At 62.2% G+C, this 22,953-nt stretch carries 19 protein-coding genes; 6 read left to right on the top strand and 13 right to left on the bottom strand.

Annotated elements, in window-relative coordinates; translation table 11 throughout:
* Nucleotides 1–8: 8 nt before the first annotated feature.
* The 3 genes from AC1DUU_RS01350 to AC1DUU_RS01360 are packed head-to-tail and all read right to left on the bottom strand — an operon-like array spanning nt 9 to nt 5,756.
* Nucleotides 9–3,356: an error-prone DNA polymerase gene (locus AC1DUU_RS01350; protein ID WP_476781626.1), complete on the bottom strand. Its 3,348-nt coding sequence runs from the start codon at nt 3,354–3,356 to the stop codon at nt 9–11.
* 2 nt (nt 3,357–3,358) lie between these two features.
* A complete protein-coding gene (locus tag AC1DUU_RS01355; protein ID WP_476781609.1) occupies nt 3,359–4,822 on the bottom strand; it encodes a Y-family DNA polymerase in 1,464 nt (487 codons plus the stop codon).
* On the bottom strand, nt 4,764–5,756 hold the full coding sequence (locus AC1DUU_RS01360; RefSeq protein WP_476781610.1) for an ImuA family protein: 993 nt from the start codon (nt 5,754–5,756) through the stop codon (nt 4,764–4,766). Before AC1DUU_RS01360 ends, AC1DUU_RS01355 begins: the two co-directional genes overlap by 59 nt.
* Nucleotides 5,757–5,948: 192 nt before the next feature.
* On the opposite strand from AC1DUU_RS01360, the gene AC1DUU_RS01365 reads away from it, so the two are divergent.
* Nucleotides 5,949–6,371, top strand: coding sequence for a metallopeptidase family protein (locus tag AC1DUU_RS01365; protein WP_476781611.1), 423 nt, complete (start codon nt 5,949–5,951; stop codon nt 6,369–6,371).
* Nucleotides 6,372–6,388: 17 nt separating this feature from the next.
* On the opposite strand, the gene AC1DUU_RS01370 is transcribed toward AC1DUU_RS01365, so the two are convergent.
* Both AC1DUU_RS01370 and AC1DUU_RS01375 read right to left on the bottom strand, forming a co-directional pair.
* Nucleotides 6,389–6,598: a DUF1737 domain-containing protein gene (locus AC1DUU_RS01370; RefSeq protein ID WP_476781612.1), complete on the bottom strand. Its 210-nt coding sequence runs from the start codon at nt 6,596–6,598 to the stop codon at nt 6,389–6,391.
* Nucleotides 6,595–7,494, bottom strand: coding sequence for an HpcH/HpaI aldolase/citrate lyase family protein (locus tag AC1DUU_RS01375; protein WP_476781613.1), 900 nt, complete (start codon nt 7,492–7,494; stop codon nt 6,595–6,597). The genes AC1DUU_RS01370 and AC1DUU_RS01375 overlap by 4 nt, the downstream gene beginning before the upstream one ends.
* Before the next feature lie 97 nt (nt 7,495–7,591).
* On the opposite strand from AC1DUU_RS01375, the gene AC1DUU_RS01380 reads away from it, so the two are divergent.
* Nucleotides 7,592–8,761 carry an NAD(P)/FAD-dependent oxidoreductase gene (locus AC1DUU_RS01380; RefSeq protein ID WP_476781614.1) on the top strand — a complete coding sequence of 390 codons (1,170 nt, stop codon included), beginning with the start codon at nt 7,592–7,594 and terminating at the stop codon, nt 8,759–8,761.
* A 196-nt stretch (nt 8,762–8,957) separates the two neighbouring features.
* Here the strand turns inward: AC1DUU_RS01380 and AC1DUU_RS01385 are convergent, their stop codons facing one another.
* Entirely contained in the window at nt 8,958–10,391 is a 1,434-nt protein-coding gene (locus tag AC1DUU_RS01385) for a DUF1254 domain-containing protein (RefSeq protein WP_476781615.1), read from the bottom strand.
* 165 nt (nt 10,392–10,556) lie between these two features.
* Nucleotides 10,557–12,074, bottom strand: a complete 1,518-nt coding sequence (locus AC1DUU_RS01390) for a DUF1254 domain-containing protein (RefSeq protein WP_476781616.1) — start codon at nt 12,072–12,074, stop codon at nt 10,557–10,559.
* Between the two features lie 149 nt (nt 12,075–12,223).
* Here AC1DUU_RS01390 and AC1DUU_RS01395 point away from each other — a divergent pair, with 149 nt between their 5' ends.
* Nucleotides 12,224–13,264, top strand: coding sequence for an AraC family transcriptional regulator (locus AC1DUU_RS01395; protein ID WP_476781617.1), 1,041 nt, complete (start codon nt 12,224–12,226; stop codon nt 13,262–13,264).
* A 29-nt stretch (nt 13,265–13,293) separates the two neighbouring features.
* Here AC1DUU_RS01395 and pepT read toward each other — a convergent pair whose 3' ends face one another.
* The 4 genes from pepT to AC1DUU_RS01415 form a co-directional block, all read right to left on the bottom strand.
* A complete protein-coding gene (gene pepT, locus AC1DUU_RS01400) occupies nt 13,294–14,541 on the bottom strand; it encodes a peptidase T (protein WP_476781618.1) in 1,248 nt (415 codons plus the stop codon).
* Nucleotides 14,542–14,663: 122 nt separating this feature from the next.
* Nucleotides 14,664–14,849 (bottom strand): YncE family protein, encoded by a 186-nt coding sequence (locus tag AC1DUU_RS01405; protein WP_476781619.1) that lies wholly within the window; start codon nt 14,847–14,849, stop codon nt 14,664–14,666.
* Nucleotides 14,850–14,876: 27 nt separating this feature from the next.
* Nucleotides 14,877–15,818, bottom strand: a complete 942-nt coding sequence (locus AC1DUU_RS01410; protein ID WP_476781620.1) for a YncE family protein — start codon at nt 15,816–15,818, stop codon at nt 14,877–14,879.
* Nucleotides 15,815–16,648, bottom strand: a complete 834-nt coding sequence (locus tag AC1DUU_RS01415) for a creatininase family protein (RefSeq protein ID WP_476781621.1) — start codon at nt 16,646–16,648, stop codon at nt 15,815–15,817. Before AC1DUU_RS01415 ends, AC1DUU_RS01410 begins: the two co-directional genes overlap by 4 nt.
* Before the next feature lie 172 nt (nt 16,649–16,820).
* Here AC1DUU_RS01415 and AC1DUU_RS01420 point away from each other — a divergent pair, with 172 nt between their 5' ends.
* Nucleotides 16,821–17,495 carry a permease gene (locus AC1DUU_RS01420; protein WP_476781622.1) on the top strand — a complete coding sequence of 225 codons (675 nt, stop codon included), beginning with the start codon at nt 16,821–16,823 and terminating at the stop codon, nt 17,493–17,495.
* Nucleotides 17,496–17,590: 95 nt separating this feature from the next.
* Nucleotides 17,591–18,385, top strand: a complete 795-nt coding sequence (locus AC1DUU_RS01425) for a DUF2189 domain-containing protein (protein ID WP_476781623.1) — start codon at nt 17,591–17,593, stop codon at nt 18,383–18,385.
* Nucleotides 18,386–18,388: 3 nt separating this feature from the next.
* Here the strand turns inward: AC1DUU_RS01425 and AC1DUU_RS01430 are convergent, their stop codons facing one another.
* Both AC1DUU_RS01430 and AC1DUU_RS01435 read right to left on the bottom strand, forming a co-directional pair.
* A complete protein-coding gene (locus AC1DUU_RS01430) occupies nt 18,389–19,672 on the bottom strand; it encodes a serine hydrolase domain-containing protein (protein ID WP_476781627.1) in 1,284 nt (427 codons plus the stop codon).
* 52 nt (nt 19,673–19,724) lie between these two features.
* The gene (locus tag AC1DUU_RS01435) at nt 19,725–21,080 is read right to left on the bottom strand and encodes an alginate export family protein (protein ID WP_476781624.1); all 1,356 of its coding nucleotides are present in this window, start codon (nt 21,078–21,080) and stop codon (nt 19,725–19,727) included.
* 401 nt (nt 21,081–21,481) lie between these two features.
* On the opposite strand from AC1DUU_RS01435, the gene AC1DUU_RS01440 reads away from it, so the two are divergent.
* Nucleotides 21,482–22,921, top strand: coding sequence for an FAD-binding oxidoreductase (locus AC1DUU_RS01440; RefSeq protein ID WP_476781625.1), 1,440 nt, complete (start codon nt 21,482–21,484; stop codon nt 22,919–22,921).
* Nucleotides 22,922–22,953 lie beyond the last annotated feature (32 nt).

Consider the following 22,953-nt stretch of genomic DNA (forward strand, 5'->3'; position numbering starts at 1 on the left):
ACCTCCTGTCATTGGAAATTGCGCCCCTTGGGCATGACGCTACTGGCCTTGCGCGCAAGCCTTTCATAGCTCTGAACGACACGAGGATCCTTGGCGGCCTTGTCGGCAGCGCTTTGCCTGGTACCACTCGCCTGGACAGGTGAAGCTTGCGTCTTTTCATCCACTGACATTTGCATCTCTTCCGACATGGCGGCGAGCCAGTGCGTCAGGTCCTCCATCTTGTCGGCGACGATGTGGATCACGCCCGATTCCGTCTGCAGCTTGCCGCTGACACGGATGAATTTCGATCCCATGATCACAGCGCGGAAGCGGTCGAAGACCCGCGCCCAGACGATGACGTTAGCGACCGAATTTTCGTCCTCAAGCGTCAGGAAGATCGCATTGCCCTTGCCGGGACGCTGGCGAACCAGAACCAGCCCTGCCACCGAGACGCGCCTGCCGTCCGGCACGGAGGGAAGTCGGCCGTTCGGGGTGATACCGGCCTTGTCCAATCTCTGCCTGAGGAAAGCCACCGGATGCGCCTTCAGCGAAAGACCGAGCGAGCGGTAGTCGTGGATGATATGCTCGCCGAGCGGCATGGCGGGCAAAAACATCTGCGGCTCGTTGTCGGGCAAGTGAACGTCGGGCTGGTCGAACAGCGGCAGCATTTCGGCGGCACTCTTGCCGTCGAGCGCACGCACCGCCCATAAAGCCTCGCGCCGGTCGAGGTCGATCGAGCGGAAGGCATCGGCCTGGGCAAGCAGTTCGATCTCGCCGACATCGAGACCCGACCGCAGCCAGACATCGCGCACCGACTGGTATCCCTTGCCGCGTCGCGCAACGAAAGTTTCCACCTTCTTTTCGCCGAGGCCCTTGATCTGGCGGAAGCCCAGCCGGACGGCGTGACTGGTCTTGATGACATCGCGCATTTCGGCGTGCCGGGCACGGATTCGCTTGGGATCGAAACCGGAGCGTTCGAGCGTGCAGTCCCAATCGGAATGGTTGATGTCGACGGCCCGGATCTCGACACCATGGTCCTCGGCATCGCGGACCAGCTGTGCCGGCCGGTAAAAGCCCATCGGCTGCGAGTTCAGGATCGCCGCGCAGAAGACGTCCGGGTAATAGGCCTTGAACCAGCATGAGGCGTAGACGAGCAGCGCGAAGGCCGCGGCATGGCTTTCGGGAAAACCATATTCGCCAAAGCCCTCGATCTGCTTGAAGCAGCGTTCGGCGAAGTCGCGCTCGTAGCCGCGCGTGACCATGCCTTTTACCATCCTATCACGGTAATTTCCGATGGTGCCGGTGCGCTTGAAGGTGGCCATGGCACGCCTGAGTTGGTCGGCTTCGCCAGGCGTGAAGCCACCGGCGACGATGGCGATCTTCATCGCCTGTTCCTGGAATAGCGGCACACCCAACGTCTTGCCCAGAATTTCCTCAAGCTCCGGCTTGGGAAATACGTGATCCTCCTTGCCTTGCCGCCGCCTGAGATATGGATGCACCATATCGCCCTGGATCGGGCCGGGTCGGACAATCGCGACCTCGATGACGAGGTCATAGAATTCGCGCGGCTTGAGGCGCGGCAACATCGACATCTGCGCCCGGCTCTCGATCTGGAAGACGCCGAGCGTGTCGGCGCGGCAGATCATGTCATAGACCTTTTGGTCCTCCGGCGGCAGCGTCGCCAGCGTATATGGCCGCCCATACGGGTCGCGCTCGTCGTAATGCGCCTCAAGCAAGCCGAAGGCCTTGCGCAGGCAAGTCAGCATGCCGAGCGCCAGGACATCGACCTTCAAGATGCCGACGGCATCGAGGTCGTCCTTGTCCCACTCGACCATCTTGCGCTCGTCCATCGCCGTCTTGACGATCGGCACGATCTCGTCGAGCCGGTCGCGGGTGATGACGAAGCCGCCGACATGCTGGGACAGATGGCGCGGAAAACCCATGATGCCGTTGGCATGTTCGATCACATGCCTGGTCAGCGGGTCGGCCTTGTCGAGCCCACCGGCTGCCGTTTCCCTCTCGCCAAGCTCGGACGAATACCAGCCCCAGATCGACCCGGATAACGCGCCCCTGACGTCATCCGACAAGCCCATCGCCTTGGCGACCTCGCGCAATGCCGAGCGGCCGCGATAGGTGACGACGGAGGCCGCGAGCGCGGTGCGCTTGGAGCTGTATTTCTCATAAATGAAGGCGATGACCTCATCGCGTCGCTCATGTTCAAAGTCGACGTCGATGTCTGGCGGCTCACCACGCTCCACCGAGATGAAGCGCTCGAAAAGGACATCGACGATATCGGGGCCGACATCGGTGATGCCGATGCAAAAGCAGATGACGGAGTTGGCCGCCGACCCGCGCCCCTGGCACAATATGCCCTTCGAGCGGGCAAACTGGACGATGTCGTGCACGGTGAGAAAATAGCGGGCATAGTTGAGCTTTTCGACGATGCCAAGCTCATGCCGGATGATCCCCTGCACCTTCTCCGAAACACCATCCGGATAGCGTTTTTTCGCCCCTTCCCAAGTCAGCCTTTCCAATTCCGCCTGCGGTTCGAGACCCGATTCCGTCGGTTCGTCGGGGTAGTTGTATTTGAGTTCCTTCAGTGAAAAATTCAGGCTTTCGGCGAAGCGCAGCGTCTCTGCCAGGGCTTCCGGATGCCGCCTAAAAAGGCGGCTCATATCCACGGGCCCTTTCAAATGGCGCTCGGCATTCGCCTTCAGTTCGAACCCCGCCTCGGTGACCGGCACATTGAGACGGATTGCCGTCAAGACGTCATGGAGCGGGCGCTGGCTCGGCGCGTGGTAAAGCGCATCATTGGTCGCCATCAGCGGCAATCCTGCCATCGCCGCCATGGCAACAGCCTGCTCTATCCTGAAACGATCATTGCCGCCGAAATTCGGAGCGACCGCCAGCCACAAGGAGGCACCAAAACGTTCCTTGAGGCTGCGCAGAAGCGCGACGTCGTCTTCCGTGGCGGCCACGACGTCGGGCAGCACGGCGAGCGACAGCAGATCACCCCACTCGAAAAGGTCGTCCTTGTAGAGAAGCGGCGCGCCCTTTTCGCTTTCATCCCGGGTATTGGCCTGGGTGAGCATGCGGCACAGGTGCCCCCAGCCCTTGCGATCCCTAGGATAGGCAAGAATGTCGGGCGTGCCATCGGCAAAAACCAGTCGGCAGCCGGGATGATAGGCAAGCCCTTCCGTATCGGCCATCTTCCAGGCGCGCACGGTGCCCGCGACAGTGTTGCAATCGGCAAGGCCGATCGCAGAAATCCCCAGAAATTTCGCCGCGATCACCAGTTCTTCCGGCGCGGAAGCACCGCGCAGGAAGGAGAAATTTGACTGGATGCCGAATTCGGCGTAGCTCGTGGCGGCGATCATGTTCACGCGAAAACCCCATGCAGGAACCAGCGCGGAGCCGTTGCTTGCGCACCATAAAGGCCCTGCCGGTAGAGCCAATAGCGGCGGCCATCGGCATCTTCGACGCGGTAATAATCCCGAGTTGGCGCCTCATTTCCCTCGCGCCACCATTCAGGTGCGATGCGTTCCGGCCCCTCGGCCCGCGTCACGCGATGCACGGCACGGCGCCAGCGGAAATGCGGCGGCGGACCATCGGGCACCTCAGTCAACGGAACGTCGATAGGCTCAGGCAAGCGGAACAGGCGAATGGGACGCTCCAGCCGGCCAGGCTGGGGGCTACGCCGTGCCTTGCCCGCCTTTGCGAATGCCTTCCGGTTTTCCTCCTGCGCATAAGAAGCAACAGTAGCGGCACGCTCTGGCAGGTGACTTTCAGCGGGAACAGGTTCGAGGACGGCGGCCTCGCCGAGCCGAGCCGTCACCCGGTCGGCAAAGATCGCCAACCCCTCGCCATCATCTTCGACCTCGCCGGCAAGATCGCCCTGGCGTGCATCGAAACGGGCTGTCGAAAGTGCCGACAGGCGGACGAGATCGAAGCCACAGCCGGCATCGATGGTCTCGCCAAGCGCTGTCAGCCGTTCATGAAACAGCTTTCGCACCAGCCCAGCTTCGCGGATCGGCCGTGAGGCCCCGACCGTGATGCGGCTGACCATGCCGTCGACCCGAAACAGCAAAAGCTCGAGCGTGCGCGCACCTTCCTCGCGACGCTCGAGATCGATCTTGAGCGTCGCGGCAAGCAGGCCGACCAGCCGCTCGACATCATCGATCAGCGAAAGCGGGTCGGCGAGATGCCGCTCGACCGAAAGGGGCGCCACCGGCAGGCGCGGCGAAACCGCCTCCTCCAGATGTCCAAGGCCCTGGTCGAGCCGCTCGATGAGTGTTGCGCCGAAACGCCGGACAAGCGGCGCGCGCGGTCCATCCATGATCGCGCCGACGGTGCGCAGCCCGACACTTTCGAGGCTTGTCTTCGTTTTCGGATCAAGCCGCAGCGCCGATAGCGGCAGGCGGGCGAAGAAGTTGCGCTCGCTGCCTGGCGCAATAATCTGGCCAGCGGCAAAATGCGCCGCAGCCCACGCCGCTCCCGGCGTGGAGGCAAGGCCTGCACGGACATCAAAGCCCTGGTGGAAAAACCGCGCCATCAGATCGGCGAGCAGGGCTTTTTCGCCGCCAAAGAGATGGGTACAGCCGGTGATGTCGAGGAACAGCCCGTTTTCACCGTCGAGCGCGACAAGCGGCGTGTAGCGGTCGCACCAGTCGGCGAGGCTTTCGAGCAGCCGGCGATCGGCCTCGGGATCGGCCTCGACGATGTCGATATCAGGATGCATGGCGCGCGCCTCGGCGATGCCCATTCCCGGCCTAAGCCTGCGGGCTTCAGCCTGCTCGTCGAGGGCGGCGATGCGCTGGGCGTTGTTCTCGCGATGGCTGATCACCAGGGGCTGGCTCGGCCGCGGACCTGAACGCCAGGACCGTCCCAGCCGCCGCCGCAGGATCCGCTCGGCCGCGAGATGGGGAAACCACAGCGACACGATTCTCTGGGCTGTCTCTTCTTTCTTCGAAGGTGTGTGCATTTGGGTTCCATTCCAGAATAAATTTGCCGGCAAGTGCGGCGCGACTCTTGCCGATTTCGACAGTGACGGCGGGCGGGCCGATGGAACCGGCGAGCGGACCAGCGATCGTGCGCCGAAGCGAGGCTGGCGCTGGCGAGGCGATGAGCCGGACGGGTGCGGCGGTCGGTTCCGGCTCGGCCGACTGGCGCAACAGGAGCACTGGCCGGCCGGCCTCCTGAGCGCGACGGTGAAGCCGCCGTGTCGCTGTGAGATCCAGCCCGCGCGGATTGCCGCGCAACTCGACGATGACGGTGGCAATCTCGTCGATGCCGGTGGCTTCCTCGGCGATCCACAGCGCATCCGTCGGCTTGGGCGCCTCGGCAATAAGCAGGCGATCCGGCGCAAGGCCGAAAAGCCAATCCACGCCCCCCGCATAAGGAAGCCCGGCCTCCCTGAAGATTTCGGCGGTGCCGATCCACAACACCAGCGCGCCCGGCTTCCGGCAGGCCTTGAGCATGAGGCTGACAAGACAAAGAGCCAGGCCCGCGGCGGCCCCTGCATTGCGCGTTTGGGTGCCATGGATTTCGGTCAGCGCGGCTTTCGGCAACCCACCGCCCAAGGCCTCGTCGAGTCGCTCGACGCCGGTCGGCAACAAGAAGTCGCGCGCCGAGGCAACGCCGTTACGACGGACCAGCACGCCTGAAGGCGCCGGGCTGTCGGAGGGCGACACCAGCAGTTCGGGCAGCGTGCCTTCGATTTTCGCTATCTTCTGGCGCAGGGCAAAAACGACGTCCCGCGCCACGGCGCTGGTTGCCATGTCGATCTGCCTTCGATTAGTTGTTCCTGTTATGTTCTTATAGATTCCAGAGGCGCCCGTGAGAGTCAAGCCGATTCATGGGGAATTTATTCCTCTCCCGGGAACAGCTGCTCACCGCTTATTTATCGCCGGTGCGGCAAAAGCCTCGTAAGCACTGCAGCGAACGGCTATATGCCCTCAAAAGGAAGAATAATGGCCCGTATCTACAAAACCCGCGCCTGGCACGACCAGCTTTCGCCCTCGATCGAGGAGATGGAGCTTCTGTCGCTCGAAGCCTATGCGCATCTGCCGGAGGAGTTTCGCCAGCTGACTGGCGAGGTCGTCATCCAGATGGCGGAATTCCCCACCGACGAGATCATGGACGACCTGTCGCTGGAAACGCCTTTCGACCTGCTCGGCCTGTTCGAAGGGCGCGGCATCGCCGAGCGCTGGAACCCGCAGACCGGCGAAGGCCCCAACCGCGTGACGCTCTACCGCCGCGCCATTCTCGACTACTGGTCCGAGAATGAGGAGACTTTGGGCGACATCGTCACCCATGTGCTGATCCATGAGATCGGGCACCATTTCGGCCTTTCCGACGAGGACATGGAAAGGCTGGAGGAAGCCGCCGAATAGCGGCAGCTCCCGAAAGGTCAAAAATCGCTGAGCTTGGTGACGCCGGCCTCGTAGTCGTGGCCCTCGACATCTTTCACCACGGCCTGGCCGCAGCGCATGGTCTTGGTTTCCGTGTCGAAGGCATAGGTCGGCGAGCCGAACAGGTGCCAGCCCTTGTTCATCGCAGCGGTGACCTTGTGGCAGAAGGTGGCGTCGTCGGGGCCGGTCAGGAAGCGGTAGAGTTTCATTTTTCGTCTCCCGTCATTTCAGCGATCATCGCGGCCCTCGCCAGTACCTTCTCGGCCTGGACCAGATGYAGCCGCTCGACCATCTTGCCACCGAGCGAGATTACACCGCGCGAGGCGTTTTCGGGAAGCGCGAAGGCATCCGCAATGGTACGCGCTTCGGCAAGGGCTTCGACAGACGGCGAAAACGCCGCGTTGGCGCCCGCGATCTGGGCGGGATGGATGACGGTCTTGCCGTCGAATCCCATGGCGGATGCCTCGGCGCAATCGCGCACGAAGGCTGCGATATCGCGAAAATCGTTGGACACGCCGTCGAGCATGTCGAGGCCGCCGGCACGCGCGGCAAGCACCATCTGCATCAGCCAGGGCATCAAATAGCGCCGGTCGGGCGTCATCAGAACGCCGGTTTCCTTGACGATGTCGTTGGTGCCGGCAACCAGGCAGGTAAGCCGCGAGGCCGGGTCGCGGCCAAGCTCGGCAATGGCACCGATGTTGATCAGCGCGCGCGGTGTCTCGACCATCGCCCACAGCTTCATCTCGTCGGGCGCGTCATTGTCGTCGAGCACATCGCCGGCCTCCAATATGTCGCGCGGCGTGGCGACCTTGGGCAACAGCACGCCGTCGACATTCCAACCGCTCGCGGCCGTGAGGTCGTCGGCGCCCCACTCGCTCGACAGAGCATTGATGCGCACGACGAATTCCTTGTTGCTCGCCGGGCGTGCGGCCAGAAACTGCCCGAGCCTTTCGCGGGCCGAAACCTTCTCCTGCGGCAGCACCGCGTCCTCGAGGTCGAGGACGACAGCGTCGCAGGCAAGCGAGGCGAGCTTGGCCAGCGCCTTTTCGTTGGTGGCGGGCACATAAAGCACCGAACGGCGCGGGCGCGAGACAGAATGTGACATCTGGTCTTCTTGCCCGGCAATGCTGGCCCTTGCAAGGTCTTGCGGGGTGGTGGCGTAACTGCTTTTGTCCTCCATCAGCAACAGACGGGAACACTCCATGGCACGCTACGACGTGGTCATAACAGGCGGCGCGATCGTCGGCAGCTCGATCGCCTATTATCTGCGCGAGGAGGGTTTTACCGGCTCGATCGCGCTGATCGAGCGCGACCCGCAATTCGCCCATGCGGCAACCACGCTGTCCTGCGCTTCGATCCGCCAGCAATTCTCGATCCCCGAAAACATCCGCCTGTCGCAGTTCACACTTGGCCTGTTTAGGCGCCTCAAGGACGAATTCGGCCCCGACGCCGACATCGGCTTCCGCGAGGGCGGCTATCTCATCTTGGCCGGCGACCACGGTTTTCCCATCCTCAAGGCCAATCATGAGGCGCAGATGGCCGAGGGTGCCGACATCGTGCTTGAGGATGCCGAGCAGCTGGCCAAGCGCTTTTCCTGGATTTCGACCGAGGGCATTTCCGCCGGCGCATATGGCCGTACCGGCGAAGGCTGGTTCGATGCGCACGCCATGCTCGGCCTGTTCCGCAAGGCGCTCAAAACCAAAAACATCGACCTGATCACATCAGAGGTGGTCGGCATCGAGCGCCAGGGCAACCGCATCGTTGCCGTCACGCTAGCCACTGGCGAGCGGCTGGAGGCCGGCACGGTGTTCAACGCCGCCGGTCCGAATGCCGGCAAAGTGTCTGAGATGGCTGGCATCGTGCTGCCGGTCGAGCCGCGCAAGCGCAATGTCTTTGTCTTCGAAGCGCGCGACAAGTTTGCCGACATGCCGCTGATGGTCGACCCGAGCGGGGTCTATGTCCGCCCTGAAGGTTCGGTCTACATCACAGGCGGTGCCGAGAGCGAGGACGGCGAGTTGGCCGCCGATGCCACCGACTTCAACCCCGACTGGTCGCTGTTCGAAGAGGTGATCTGGCCTGCTTTGGCGACGCGCGTGCCGGCCTTCGAGGCGATCAAGGCAACACAGGCCTGGGTCGGGCATTACGACTACAACGCGCTCGACCAGAACGCAGTCATCGGCCCGCATCCCGAGGTTACAAACTTCATCTTCGCCAACGGCTTTTCCGGCCACGGCCTGCAGCAGGCGCCGGCGGTGGGCAAGGCGCTGGCCGAGCTTGTGGTGCATGGCGGCTACCGGACCATCGACTGCTCGGCCTTCGGCTACCAGCGCATCGCGGAGGGCAGCGCGTTCCGCGAGCTGAACGTGATCTAATCTCGCCCCTCACCCTCTCCTCGTGAAAAACAAGGATAGGGTGGGGGCGAAGAATTTGTCCACGGTAGATCAGTGTCTGTGTCGGGAGTTGCCCCCTTACCGKGGCGCAAGCCCGGTCCGGTTTCGGCTATGCAGCAACCCGCCCGGCTTCCCCGTCACCGTGGTTCCAGCTTGAGGCGAAGAACAACCGCAAAGTTTATGAGACCTGTTTCACACCGGGTGGCTGCCAAGTGCCCTGGCCCGCAGGCAGGATCGAAGGTGGCGTAGGCTTCGGCCAATACAAGCGCAAAACGAGGTAGATTTTGTCATCGGGTGCCGGAAGCCAGTTTGCTTCCTTGTCCGCGCCGGGGCTGTCTTTTTGAAGATACAGCGTCAGCGAGCCGTCGGCGTCCTTTTTCATCGCCGGCAACATCGGAGAGTTGATGAGGTAGCGATTGATCGGGTTCTTGACCAAGAGCTGGCTCTTGCCGTCATACATCGTAACGGACCAGAACGCGTTCACCGGCGGCAACTGGCCGGGTGCGAAGGTGATGGTGTAATTGTGCTTGCTGCCGTCGAGCGTCTCGCCGGCCGCATCCACTCGGGTGTAGGGGTACATGGCCTCTACGGCGTCGTTACCGTAGAGACCGCCCTTGGCTGCGCCGGCCCGCATCAACCAATCGCCGTTGAAGAAGGCTTCGTCGCCAAAAATCGAGCCGACATTCCAGCCGTTGATGACCTTGTTTCCGCTGGCCAGCCATTTGTCGACCTTGCCGTCGCCCTGCTTCATGGCCACCAGAATTTCGGCTTTGTGTTCGAGCGATAATTCCTTGAAATCGAAGGTCTTGCCGGGGCCGATGCCAATCTTGGCAAGTTTCGCGCGAACAGCCTGGTCCCTTGGCGTCTCGGGCACGAATTGCAGCGCCGCGTCGAGATATTCAAAGAAGTTATCCTTGATGCCGGCCGTGGTGGCGGGAACGAAATTGATCGTCGGCGCGGCCGGCGGTGCCGGGAGCTTGAGAAAGGCAGAAAGCGGCTGAGCTTTGTAGCCGGCCTGGAATTTCTCGACGTTCGGCATGTCTTCGGGGTTGAAGAGCTGCGTGCGGAGAAGCGAGAACGTGAACGGCGTCGTCGATCGGAAGACCTTCTTGATCCCGGCGGGCGTTTCACCCTTCCAGTCGGGGCCGACCACCAAATAGTCGCCCGGCTCGGTCCCCGTGGCGCGCGAGCCGATATAGCCATAGTTGTAGGTGTTGCCGTCGATGAGCTGGACCGAGTAGTAGCGCTCCTTTTCGATCGCCGGCACCGAGATGACCATCGGTTCAGCCCGCAAATCCAGCCACGTCATCGAGTAAGGCGTATCGCTGTTCGGCGTGATGACAGCCGTATCCGCCGGGGTGGCGACATGGTGCATGTTGTTGATTTCGTTGAATGGCGCCTTGAACTGCCCCGAATTCCTGTCGACAGCGAACTCTTGCATGACCGCATAATTCATCACCAGCGGCAGGCCGTAGATAAAGCCTTCCTCGGCGATGTCCTTGGCCTCGATGATGCCGGGGTGGCTCTGCGCCATCAGCAGGCTTGGCCTCGCAATCGCAGCGCCGGCGGCGATCGCCGCAGCGGAGCGAAGTAGATCTCGCTTCGTCAACATTTGCCGTACTCCTCTTATTGTTCGATGAGTTGTCGAATCGATTCGAGCGGCAGGCAACTCCGGCGCAAGACCCGGTCCGGATCCGGCTATGCAGCAGGGCTGCCACGCTGCTCCGGGGCCGAAAGCCCCGGATATGCCCGACAAAAGCGTTGCCTTCCGCATTCCCTATCTGACGAGTTCGATCTCGCCTGGCTTCCAGGTCTTGTCGAACCATGACTCCAGTGGGCCATAGAGGCGAAGGAGAACGTTCCAACCCTTGCCAGGAACTGTCTGGACCCAGTTGGCCTCATGGCCTTCCGGCGCTGTCGGGCCGAACCAGACATCCACCGAGGAGTCAGCGTTGATCACAATGTCTTTCTTGTCGCTGCCAATGCTTGGAAATTGCTGGTCTGTCTGCAGCATCGAACGCGTCTGATTGTCGTACACCACGAACGACCAGAATTCCTTTGCCGGAATGTTTGGCGGCAGGTGCACCTTGTAGGTCTTGCTGCCATCGAACGGCTTGCCGTCCTTGTCGGTCGTGGCACCGGCATATTGCGAACCGATGCCGACGCGCTTTATCGCCATGGCCGGCGTGACGCCCGTCGCGTAGTAGTGAAACAGAACACGGGCATCCAGATAGCGTACGCCGGACTGCAGAAGAAACTCGTAGCTGCCGCCGACAAAGCCGGTGAACCAGGCACTGTCCGGATAATAATACGCGTCCTTCATGCGGGTCTTGAAGGTGATGGTGCGCGCCGTCGCGTTGCCGACGGCCACGGCTTCAGTGAGTATCTTCTTCATCCGCTCGTCGGGTGCGAAGGGTTTGCCCTTTTCGATGCCGATGGCGGCGAGCTGTCCCAGCACTTCCGGGTGATAGGCCTCGTTCGGCTCGTATTGAACGATGTTGTTCACTTCCTCGTAGAAATGGAAATCATTGGCATGGATGGTGTTGTACTCCTTGCCCGAGGAATTGATGATCTTCATCGGCGGCGGGTTGTCAGCGTCCGAAAGAAGATAGACTTTGGCGAACTTCTTGGTGTTTTCGACCGCAGTCGCGGTGCTGCCCTCCTTGAGGAAGCCACGCCAGAAGAAGAGGTTTCCGTAAGTCGAGGTTCGAAGCGCGAAATAGCCTTCAGGTATCTCGCCCTCATAGCCCGGCGGCAAAAGCAGGTATTTCCCCCCTTTGCCCTTGTCCGGGCCGGCATTGCCGACATCGCCGACATATTCGAACCAGTGGTTGTCGATCATGCCCAGGATATCGGGTGGTGTTTCGATGACCAATGGCCCGGCCTTGGTGTCCAGCCACATGAGATTGTAGATGCTTTCGGTGTTGCCGGTCAGGAACAGCGAACGCGAGTCCATGAGGTTTTCGAAGATCAGGATGGATTGGTTGTCGTTGGCGCCCTGGCTGGCGATGCCAACCCGGAGAGCTTCGACGGAAGCACCAGGCATGGCATTGAGAAAAGCGTCGACGCCACGCATGAAATCGAGATTGTCGTAGATCTTCTCCGAAGTAGCGTCATCCGGGAAGCCATCGAAAAAGTTCAGCTTGCCAAGCCTGGTGTCCAGGCTCTCCGGCGTGATGATCGAATCCGGTATCGGCGTTGTCATCTTCATCTTTGGCGCCGTATCGGCGGAAGCGACTCCCAAGCCCATCATTGCCACCGCAGCGGTGGCACAAAGCAGTCTCGTCATGCGCATGATTGCCCTCTCCTCGACAATGGCCACTGCAACTGTGGGTCGTTTTTCGTGCCGCCGTCAATCGCGACGGATGCATTATTGAGCCGCGACGGCGTTGCGCCACCACTCATTTTGCGCCAAGTCTGAAGAAATGCTTCGAGGTAGCCAGAATGCCTACGACCCCGGTCATTTCAAACCTCACCTTGCACGGCCTGCCGCAGCTGATCCGGCGCGAGCTTGGCGAGCGGACGCTGGCTCGGGCCGTCCGCGCCGCCGGCGTCGACCTTGAAGTGATCGAAGGCGAAAGCGGCTTCATCCCGCAAGCGGCGGGTTTGAGGCTGATCGACACGGCGGCGCGAGTTGCCGGCGAGGCCAATTTCGGCTTGCTGATGTCCCCACAGATGGATGTCGCCAACTACGGAATATATGGGCAATACATCTACGCCGCCGACACGCTCGGCGCGGCGTTCGGCCGGGCTATCGAAGCCCTCGCCTACCACTCCACCGGCGATACGATGGCCCTTGTCACCCGCGGCGACGAGGCCCGCTTCAGCTATGGCCTCGCCCTCGCCGGCCGCCCCGGCTACGATCATGCCGCGAACGTCGCGGCAGGCGCGCTGTCAAGCGTTTGCCGGCATTTCCTGTCCGAAAATTGGCGGCCGCTCAGGATCGAGCTTGATATCCCTCGGCCGCGCCACACCGCCCCCTTCGAAGACATGTTCCACTGCCCTGTCGTCTTCAATGCACCGACCTTGGCCGTCGTCTTCGACCGGGGCAGCCTCACCACGCGCGGCCCCGCGCCAGCCGCAGCGCCGATCATCACCATAGCCGACGTGGCGCGTGATCGGCGCGGTGCTGCCCCGCGCGATACGCTTGGCGTCATCTCGGAACATATCCGCCTTCAGGTCCGTGGCGGCTCGATTTCGATCGACAGCACCGCCCGCGCGATGGACATCAGCACCCGCTCTCTGCAGCGCGAGCTGAATGGCGAGGGATCGGCTTTTCGATCCTTGGCGAATGCTGCCCGGGCGCGGCGCGCCGATGAACTGCTCCGGTATACGGATGTCTCGATCACCCGCATAGCCGCAGAGCTTGGTTACTCCACGCCGGCCAATTTCAGCCGCGCCTTTCGCAGCGCCACCGGCTTCAATCCCAGCGCACTTCGGCAAACGCTGCCGATGCAGGAGCAGTTGCACTCACTGTCGTCCTAAAGCGCCAGTGTCGGTCGCCGCGATGCCCCCTACGCCCGTTCCTCCCACACTCTTGCCAGCTCGACGATCGTCTTCACTGCCTTTTCCATGTCCTGGCGGCTGACCCATTCGAGGGGGGAGTGGAAGGCGTGGCCGCCGGCGAAGATGTTGGGGCACGGCAGGCCCATGAACGACAGGCGCGAGCCGTCGGTGCCGCCGCGGATGCTGCCGCGCACCGGCTCCATGCCGGCGCGGCGCACGGCTTCGAGCGCGTTTTCGACGATCTCGGGGTGGCGGTCGAGCACCACCTTCATATTGCGGTACTGCTCCTTGACCGTGAAGGTGTAGGACGAGCCGGGATAGGCTTTCAGGACGTCCCTGACGATGGTTTCGAGCATTGCCTCCTTGGTGGCGAGACCTTCGTCGGTGAAGTCGCGGACGATGAGGCTGAGCGACGATTTTTCCATCGAGCCCGACAGAGCGGTGGGGTGGACAAAGCCTTCGCGGCCCTCGGTGGTTTCGGGCGCAAGCTCCTTCGGCAGCCGGTCGACGATGGCGCCGGCGATCTTGATGGCGTTTTCCATGCGGCCCTTGGCGAAGCCGGGATGGATGGCGACGCCCGAAATGGCAATCTCGACGCCGTCGGCCGAAAAGGTCTCGTCTTCGATATGGCCGGCGGTTTCGCCGTCCATGGTGTAGGCGAATTTGGCGCCGAGCTTCTTGAAGTCGACCTTGTCGACGCCGCGGCCAATCTCCTCGTCGGCGGTGAAGAGAAGCTTGATGGTGCCGTGCCTGATGTCGGGATTGGCGACCAAGAACTGTGCCGCCGTCACGATCTCGGCGATGCCGGCCTTGTCGTCGGCGCCGAGCAGGGTCGTGCCGTCAGTGGTGACGATGTCGTTGCCGATCTGGTTGGCGAGTTCTGGATGATCGCTGACGCGGATGACCTGCTGCGGATCGCCCTTGAGCTGAATGTCGCCGCCAGCATAGTTGCGCACCAGCTGCGGCTTGACGTTGGTGCCGGTGAAATCGGGCGCGGTGTCCATGTGCGAGCAAAAGCAGATCACCGGCACCTGCTTGTCGGTGTTGGATGGCACAGTGGCGTAGACATAGCCATGCTCGTCGAGATGCGCGTCGCTGAGGCCGATCGCCAGCAGCTCCTCGACGAGCAGGCGGCCGAGGTTCTTCTGCTTTTCGGTCGAGGGCTGGGTCGGTGAGCTCGCGTCGGACTGGGTGTCGATGACGACATAGCGAAGGAAGCGGTCGAGCACGGTGTCGGTGGTCATGATGTCGGTCATAGGGGGAGAATCCTTGGGCGAGATCCAGCAGGAGGGCTTTGCCCTGCTATAGCCTGCCGGTCGGGCGGCGTGAACGTCCTGTCAGCGCGATCGGCGGTCTCTGGCATAAAGCCCCGGGCAGCTCAGCGCATATTGCCGGTATGGCCTTGCGAGTACCTGCCAGGCTGTGGCCAGACCGTCAGGCCGTGCGGCTCGACGCCAACGGGGATCTTCACGACCGCACCGGTGGCGGTGTCGAACATGTAGACCTCGCTGTCGAAGCGACCGGACAGCCACAATTGTTTGCCATCGGCGCTGACATTGCCCATGTCCGGGCTGCCGCCACCTGGAACGGGTCATTGCGCCACGACCGAACGGGTCGCGAAGTCGATGACGCTGACGCTGCCCTGGCCCTTTGGATGGGAATTCTCCATCTGATGCGAACCACGGTTTGCCACGTAAAGTCTCGTGCCATCGCGGCTGACTGCAAAGCCGTGCGCCCCAATGCCGGTGGCAATGAAGCCGATTTCGGTAAAGCTGTCTCCATCGACCAAAAAGACGCCGTCATTCATCATGTCGGCGACATAAAAAACCTTGCCGTCGGCCGAAAGCCGGATGTCTTGCGGCATGCCCGGTTTCGACAAGGCGAGGCTGCCCAGGACCTTCTGGTTCTGCAGATCGGCCTTGACCAGACCGCCACTGCCAAACTCGCAGGTGAATATCGCGTAGGAATTGTCGGCGGCGAAATCGGCATGATTGATGCCATGGCAGGTCGGCGTCGCGATGACCGATTTCAGCGCCATGGTTTGCGGATCGCGCAGCTCGAGCCGCTTCAGGGATTCATCGACAATGATCGCCGAACTGCCGTCCGGCATGAAATACATGTTGTAGGGATCGTTGACCGGCACGGCACTGCCCGGCTTGCCGGTTTTCGGATCGATGGGCGTCAGGCTGCCCTTGCTTGTGTTGCTGGCGTTGTTGGCGACCCACAGCGTCTTCAGGTCCCACGAGGGAACAACGTGCTGCGGCGCGAGCCCGACCTTGAACCTGTCGACTTCCTTGAGCGTGACCGGATCGATCACCGACACGCTGTTGGACGAATGATTGGGGACATAGACGCGGGCCAGCGCGCCTGACGTCGCGGGGCTCAAATGGCCGGACGTCGTTTCGCTATAGATGTTGGTGCGGCCGGGCGGAGGCGCGCTGCAATCCTCCGGGCAAGGTCCAGCCGAAGCGGCACTTGCCAGGACAAACAGCATGAATGGCGCGGCGATGAAATGCTTGAGCGCTCTGGTCATTTCGGCTGCTTTGCGACGAAGGTGCGGATCGCCTCGGTTGTTCCGGTCACGATCAGGTCGACGCCAAGCTGGCCAAACTCCGCTGTGGAGCGCGTCGGATCGCCCCCATACACGCCGTCGCTTGCATTGCGTTTCGGGCTCGCCGCAATGCGATCCTTGCGCACCATCGACGGGTCGATGGCAAGCATCAGCGATGTGTCGGCCAGCCCGGAATGCGTTCCAATTTCAGATTGTTTTGCGCCAGCGGCCAAGAGCTGGTCCACATAGGCGCTTTGGGTTATGTTGTAATATTCAAGTGCTGCAAAGACGCGCACCGGGGTCTTGCGCCATTCGCTGTTCAAACGCTCGGCCACCGCACGTTCGCTGGCCTGGTAGCTGCCATGGTCGCCGATCAGCACAATGGTCGTGAAGCCGTGCAGCTTGAAGCTGCGGGCCGCGGATTCGAGCAGCTGCTCGAACGTCTTGTCGCTGATGGTGATCGTGCCGGGAAATTTCATATGGGCGCTCGGCGGGTCGATGGTGCCTTCCGGGACATAAGAGATGACCGGCGCAACCAGCGCCTTGCCCAGCCGCCCGGCAATCTTTTCGGCCAGAAATTTCACGCGAACATTGTGCTTGCCGAGCGCCATGGCCGGGCCATTTTGCTCGGTGCCGCCTATCGGCACGATGATGGTTGTCGTTCCAGCGCTGATGAGATCGCGCAGCTCGGTCCAGGTCTGGTCTTCAAGGAAAACCGATGCGGTTGCGGCATTGGCTCCAGTGGGGAGCGCCGACACAGACCAAAGCGCAAGGACGGCACCAAGGAAAGCGAAGTTTCGCCGCGCAACCATTGTGCTCCCCATAGCTGTACACGCTACCAGTACCTGCCCAGTTGTGCGTTGTCACTTTACAGAATTGCAAGCGCTCTTCCCCGATGGCCTATCAGCGCATCGCTCTTTCCACACGGCGTTGCCCTCGCCATGATGTGTTGCGCGAAAACCCGCGCAAGGAGAGGGATGACGCATGGACTTCATGCGATTGCTGAAATCGCTCGAGGAGCTGCTTTACGAGCTGGCGTCGTGGCTGTTGTTTTATCCGATCACCATGTGGCGGACGCTGCGCCGCCCGCAGGCGATGATGCGTTATGCCGACGTGGAACTGGCCGACGACATCGACGAGCAATATACCRACACGCTCAGCCCGCCGATGTTTTTGCTGATCACCTTGCTGATCGCGCATGGTTTCGAACTGGCGCTGGTGAGCCAGGAAACGCCCTGGGCGCCGCCGTCGTTTCTGGCGAGCGATTCCAACCTGCTGCTGTTTCGCGCGGTGGTCTTCAGCGTCTTTCCGCTGCTGATGGCACGGAAGCTGTTGCGCCACCGCGGCATCCGCATCGACCGCAACACGCTGAAGCGGCCCTTCTACAGCCAGTGTTATGTCGCCGCCCCCTTCGCGCTGGTCTCCAGCATCGGCGGCGTGCTGACGCGCATCGACAGGCCCGCAACGATGCTGGCGGGAGTGGCGCTGTTCGGGCTTGCCATGCTCTGGTACGTGACGGTGGAGACACGCTGGTTTGCCAAGCATCTGGAGCTGTCGCTGGCGCGCGCGGCCCTCAAGGTGATCGTCGCCTTGTTCCAGGGGCTGGTGGCGATTGTGCTGGCGGGAGCGGCGGTGGGGTACGGGCTGGCTTCGGCCTGAATGGCGCCAGCTGCGAAAGCGCTTGATCCTGATCAATACACTTTGCACCTGACAGTGCATGGTCGGCAAAATACGACGACGCGAGGGAGGAAGCGATGGTCGATGTGAACAAGGCGGCACAGCCAGGCWAGCGGCCGGGGGCGCTGCCGGAGGTGCGGGCGCTCAGTGTGGCCGACATACGGGCCAGCCTTGCCGAAGGGGCCGCCGACTTTGCACGCCGTCCGATGATCGGGCTTATGATCGGCGCCGTCTTCGCCGTCATCGGCATAATGATCACCATAGCACTTGTCGTGCTGCACGAACCCTGGCTGATCTATCCCTTTGCCATCGGCTTTCCGCTGGTCGGGCCCTTTGCCGCCGTCGGCCTCTACGAGGTCAGCCGCCGGCTGGAGGCCGGGCAGTCGCCGAGCCTGCGCGAAGTGCTGGCGGTGGTATGGGCGCAGCGGCGGCGCGAGGTGTCGTGGATGGCCTTCGTCATGCTGTTCGTGTTCTGGATCTGGATGTACCAGATCAGGCTCTTGATCGCGCTGATCCTCGGGCGCATGTCTTTTGCCACGCTCGACCGCTTCGTCCATGTGGTGACGACGACGAACGAAGGCTGGATCTTTCTGGGCGTCGGCCACCTCGTCGGTGCCGCCCTTGCCTTGGTGCTGTTTTCTCTCACCGTGATCTCGATCCCGATGCTGCTCGACCGCGAGGTCGATTTCGTCACCGCCATGATCACCTCGGTGCGCACGGTCCTGGCGAGCCCGGTGGTCATGCTGGGCTGGGGGCTGGTGGTGACGCTTGCGGTGCTTGCAGCCTGCCTGCCTTTCTTCCTTGGGCTGCTGGTGGTGCTGCCGGTGCTCGGCCACGCCACCTGGCATCTATATCGCCGGGCGGTGGTGTAGGTCTCACTTCATCAAATACTTCGCCACCGCTTCGTAAGCCGGCAGCGTAGTCGGGTCGTTGGCGGCATTGCCCGCCGTTGGATGTGACGAGAAGCGGGCTATGACGACGCGCGCCTTGGGGTCGATGTAGAGCGCCTGGCCATGCACGCCACGCGCCATATAGGCGCCGTGGTCGTTGTTGGTGATCCACCACATGCCGCGATAGCTCCAGCCCTTGAGCAGCGCATAGCCGGCCTTTTCGAATGCCGCCTTGTCGCCGCCGGCGCGGATGCGGGCGATCGCCGCCTCGGGCACCAGGCGCTGGCCATTGATGACGCCGTCGTCGAGCAGCAGCTGGCCAAGCCTCGCCATGTCGCGCAGGCCGGCGTTGAAGCCGCCGCCGGCAAAGGGCGTACCGGTTGAATCGACGGTGTAGTAGGCGTCCTGCTCGGCCCCCATCTTGCTCCAGATCCGCTCCGACATGAATTGGGCGACGGATTGTCCGGTGACGCGCGCGATAATCCAGCCGAGTGCATCGGTGTTGATGGTCTTGTAGCCGAAGGCCGTGCCGTGCTCGCCTTCCTTGCGCACCGTCTGCAGATATTCGAAATAGCTGCGCGGGCCGGTGTAGCCTTCCGGCTTGGGCAGTGGGTTGCCCGCGGCCGAATAGACCCAGACATCGGCATCGGGATCGGCATAGTCCTCGCTGTAGCGCAGGCCCGTGGTCATCTCGAGCACCTGCTTGATGGTGGCGTCACCGAACGCGCTCTTGGCAAGCTCAGGCACGACTGATGCCACCTTGGCGTTTTCGTCGAGCTTGCCCTCGGCCACCAGCATCTCGCCCAAAAGGCCGGTGAGCGACTTGGTGACCGACATCGCGCCGTGCTGGCCGGCGTCGTCGAGGCAGCCGAAATAGCGCTCATAGACGATCTTGCCGTCATGCAGAACAACGATGCCGTCGGTGTAATTGGCGGCCAGCGACTGTTCCCATGTCATCGCAGCACCCCCACCGAGTGGAGTGAATTTTACCGCGTCGATGGTCTCGTCGGTCTTGCGCTCGAAAGGCAGCGGCGCGCCAAGGCCACGGCTGACATTGACCGTCGGCATCAGCTGGCGGAAATGGCAGACCGTCCAGCGCATCTTGGGGAAGGAGAAATAGTCGGGATCGGTGAAGCGGATGATCTTGTCGGCGGGCGGCGGCGAACCGACCATCCAGCCAAGCTTGACGGGATCGGACTCTTCGGCTGACAGCGCTTTTGCCTCCTGCGCGTGAGAGATCGAAGGTGGTAGCGCGATGGCGGCTGCCATGGCCAAAGCTAGCACGCCGGCAAAGCCGCCCAACCGCGCGTCGTTGCGAACTTCAGAAATTGACGACCACATTGGCAAACGCTCCCGCCCAGGTTGGTGCATCGGCATTGACGATAGAGTCGATGCCCTGCCCAGGGAATGATGCGCTGAGCCCGACGGTGAGAAAGGTGTTCGGATTCAGCACGCGATTATATTCGAGAAAGATGTCATCCGAGAGATGGTGGTTGGTGGCGCCGGTAATCGGGCTGGGCACACCACCTGATGTTTCGACACGCGTGCCTTGCCCGAACTGGATCGGGCTCAGCAATTCGTTGGCGCGGATATGCGCGTAGCGCAGCGTGAACGTGTCCCGCTCGGTCGGTGTGACACGCAGGCTGGCCTGATACGAACTCCCATTGGAATTGATGAACACCATCGACGACTTCGACCCGGTCGACCAGTTGCTCGGGCTGCCTTCGTAGAAAAGCGGGTCGAAACGCTCGAGCCTCGGGGTCGACGGGTCGTCGCCTGAAAATGTCTGATAAGACAGCGCGATGGTCGGCGACCACGACAGATCGGCAAAGGTGTATCCGACATGGGTACGCGCGGCCCAGGCCCGCATGTCGATGTCATTGTTCCATTCATAGGCCACTTCGGCGCCGGCAAAGAAGTTCTCGGAAACGCCCGGGAGGGGCGTGCCGATGGCATAAAAATTGACGAAGTTCAGGCCCTGCCTCGCGTCGGGCAGGATGGTCGGCGCGCCTATCCCGTCCGGAGCCGCCTTGGGGTAAGCCGACGTCGACTCCAACACATGGCCAAGGGTTATGCCGGCAAAGGAATTGACGGAGGGCCAGTCGTAGCGAAGGTCCGTACCGATGAGCTTGGTGCTGCTGCTGGTGTCGGGCAATTCGTTGGGCTGGAGGTAAAACACCGTTCCGCTGAAATCGTCGTAGCCAGCCTCGCCCAGTGCCGCCATCTTCCAGGCCTTGCGTGGTCCGAATTTGAGAGCACCACGCTCAAAGCCGCTGTTGCCCCCATTGGCGATCAGCATTCCGGTACCCGCCTTGAACTCGCGCGGGCCAATCGAGACGTCGAACGAGCTGCGACCAGCATCGGCGGAGCGCAATCCGAGATAGCCTTCTTCAAGCGTGATACGGCCGGTGTCGCCGATGCCGTAGGCGTCGATGCCAAGCGTTCCCGAGGCCACCGCCGAAATCTTGCCGTAGGCCATCGGAGCGTTGTCGAACTCCTTGATGAAGCTGAGGCCGGGCTTCACATAGCCTTCAAGCCATTGCTTATCGGGGTTGAAGTTTGGCGATGGCGCGAAGGTGGCGGCGAAGTTCCAGAACAGATTATGTTCGATCACCGCGTTCAGGCCAGCCTGTAGATGCGCCCTGATGACCAGGCCGTCGCGGTCGAGCAGCAGCATCCGATCTTCGGCAAGTGCCCGATCAGCGGGCAAGCTCGCTGAGAGGAGGGCAGCGGTCGCAGACCAACATGCAATACGGCGCAAGCCCGGCCTGGATTTCATTCCGCCCAATTGCCTTGCAGCGCTCGGTGGTCAATGTCGCTGCAAGTAGGCCGCATCGCTGGTTCCGTCTCCGACTACGCCGCGTCGAAGCACGGAACTAACTGAGTTGTTTGGCACTATCGCGACTGGACCATGCTGCGGCAAGGCGCGAAGGCAACAGTCGCGCCCCAGGCGACGAGACACCGCACCCATCACTTTCAGCAACAGCAACGCGCTCCGCCTTGTCCATCCTTCTTGCTAGGCGCACAATTGCCGGCTGCGGTGAAGAGGAGGCATGACACCTACGAGAGGAACATATCATGAACGACTTGAGCCTCACGACATTGGAAGGAGGCATGACGACGATCAGCGCACCGACGCTTGAGGCATTTGCCGCAAGCCTGCGCGGTCAAATGCTCCATGCCGGCGACGAGGGTTATGACCAGGCCCGCTCGGTGTGGAACGCCATGATCGACCGCCGGCCGGGCCTTATCGTGCGCTGCGTCGGCGCCGCCGATGTCATAGCCGCAGTCAAATTCGCACGTGAAAACGAGCTTCTGGTCGCCGTGCGCGGCGGCGGACACAACATCGCCGGCAGCGCTGTCTGCGACGGCGGGCTGATGATCGACCTCAGCATGATGAAATCGGTGCGTGTCGACAAGGTGGCGCGCCGGGCCTGGGTCGAGCCAGGTGCGCTGCTTTCCGACGTCGACAAGGAAACGCAGGCCTTCACTCTTGCGGTGCCGACAGGCATCAACTCGACCACCGGCATCGCGGGGCTGACGCTCGGCGGCGGCTTCGGCTGGACGACGCGGAAGCTTGGGCTGACCATCGACAATCTGCTTTCGGCCGATGTGGTAACAGCCGATGGCGAATTGGTCCGGGCCAGCACGTCAGAACATCCCGATCTGTTTTGGGCACTGCGCGGCGGCGGCGGCAATTTCGGCGTGGTGACGGCGTTCGAGTTCAAGCTGCACAAGCTCGGCCCGCAAGTGCTGTCGGGGCTGGTGGTGCATCCCTTCGACGACGCCAAATCGGTACTCAAGCAATATCGGAAAGTGCTTGAAGACGCTCCCGACGAGCTGACCTGCTGGACGGTGATGCGCAAGGCGCCGCCCCTGCCATTCCTGCCGGCACAATGGCACTGGAAGGAGGTTCTGGTGCTGGCGATGTGCTATTGCGGCGACCTTGAAGCCGGCGAAAAGGCGACCAAAGCCTTGCGCGGCATCGGCAAGCCGATCGTCGATGTGGTCGGCCCGAACCCCTTTTCCGGATGGCAGACGGCCTTCGACCCGCTGCTGCAGCCCGGCGCGCGCAACTACTGGAAGAGCCACGACTTCATCGATCTGCCTGATGCAACGATCGACATACTCGACAAGGCGATCCGCACCTTGCCCGGGCCCGAATGCGAGATCTTCATCGGCCATGTCGGCGGTGCTGCCGGGCGGGTGGCGACGGACGCCACGGCCTTCCCGCAGCGCAGCTCGCATTTTGTCATGAACGTGCATGCGCGCTGGCGCGAGGCGTCCATGGACAAGGCCTGCATGGGCTGGGCCCGCGACATCTACGAAGCGACCAAGCCGCAGGCGGTAGGCACCGCATACATCAACTTCATGCCAGGCGACGAGGCCGACCGGGTCGAGGCTGCCTATGGCGGCAATTATGCCAGGCTGCTGGAGGTGAAGCAGAAATACGATCCCGACAATGTCTTCCGCATGAACCAGAATGTGCATCCGAAAAAGGCACGCAAAGCGGCCTGAGCACGCAAAGCGGCCTGAGCACGCAAAGCGGC

The organism is Aminobacter sp. P4_H6_2, from assembly GCF_056400805.1.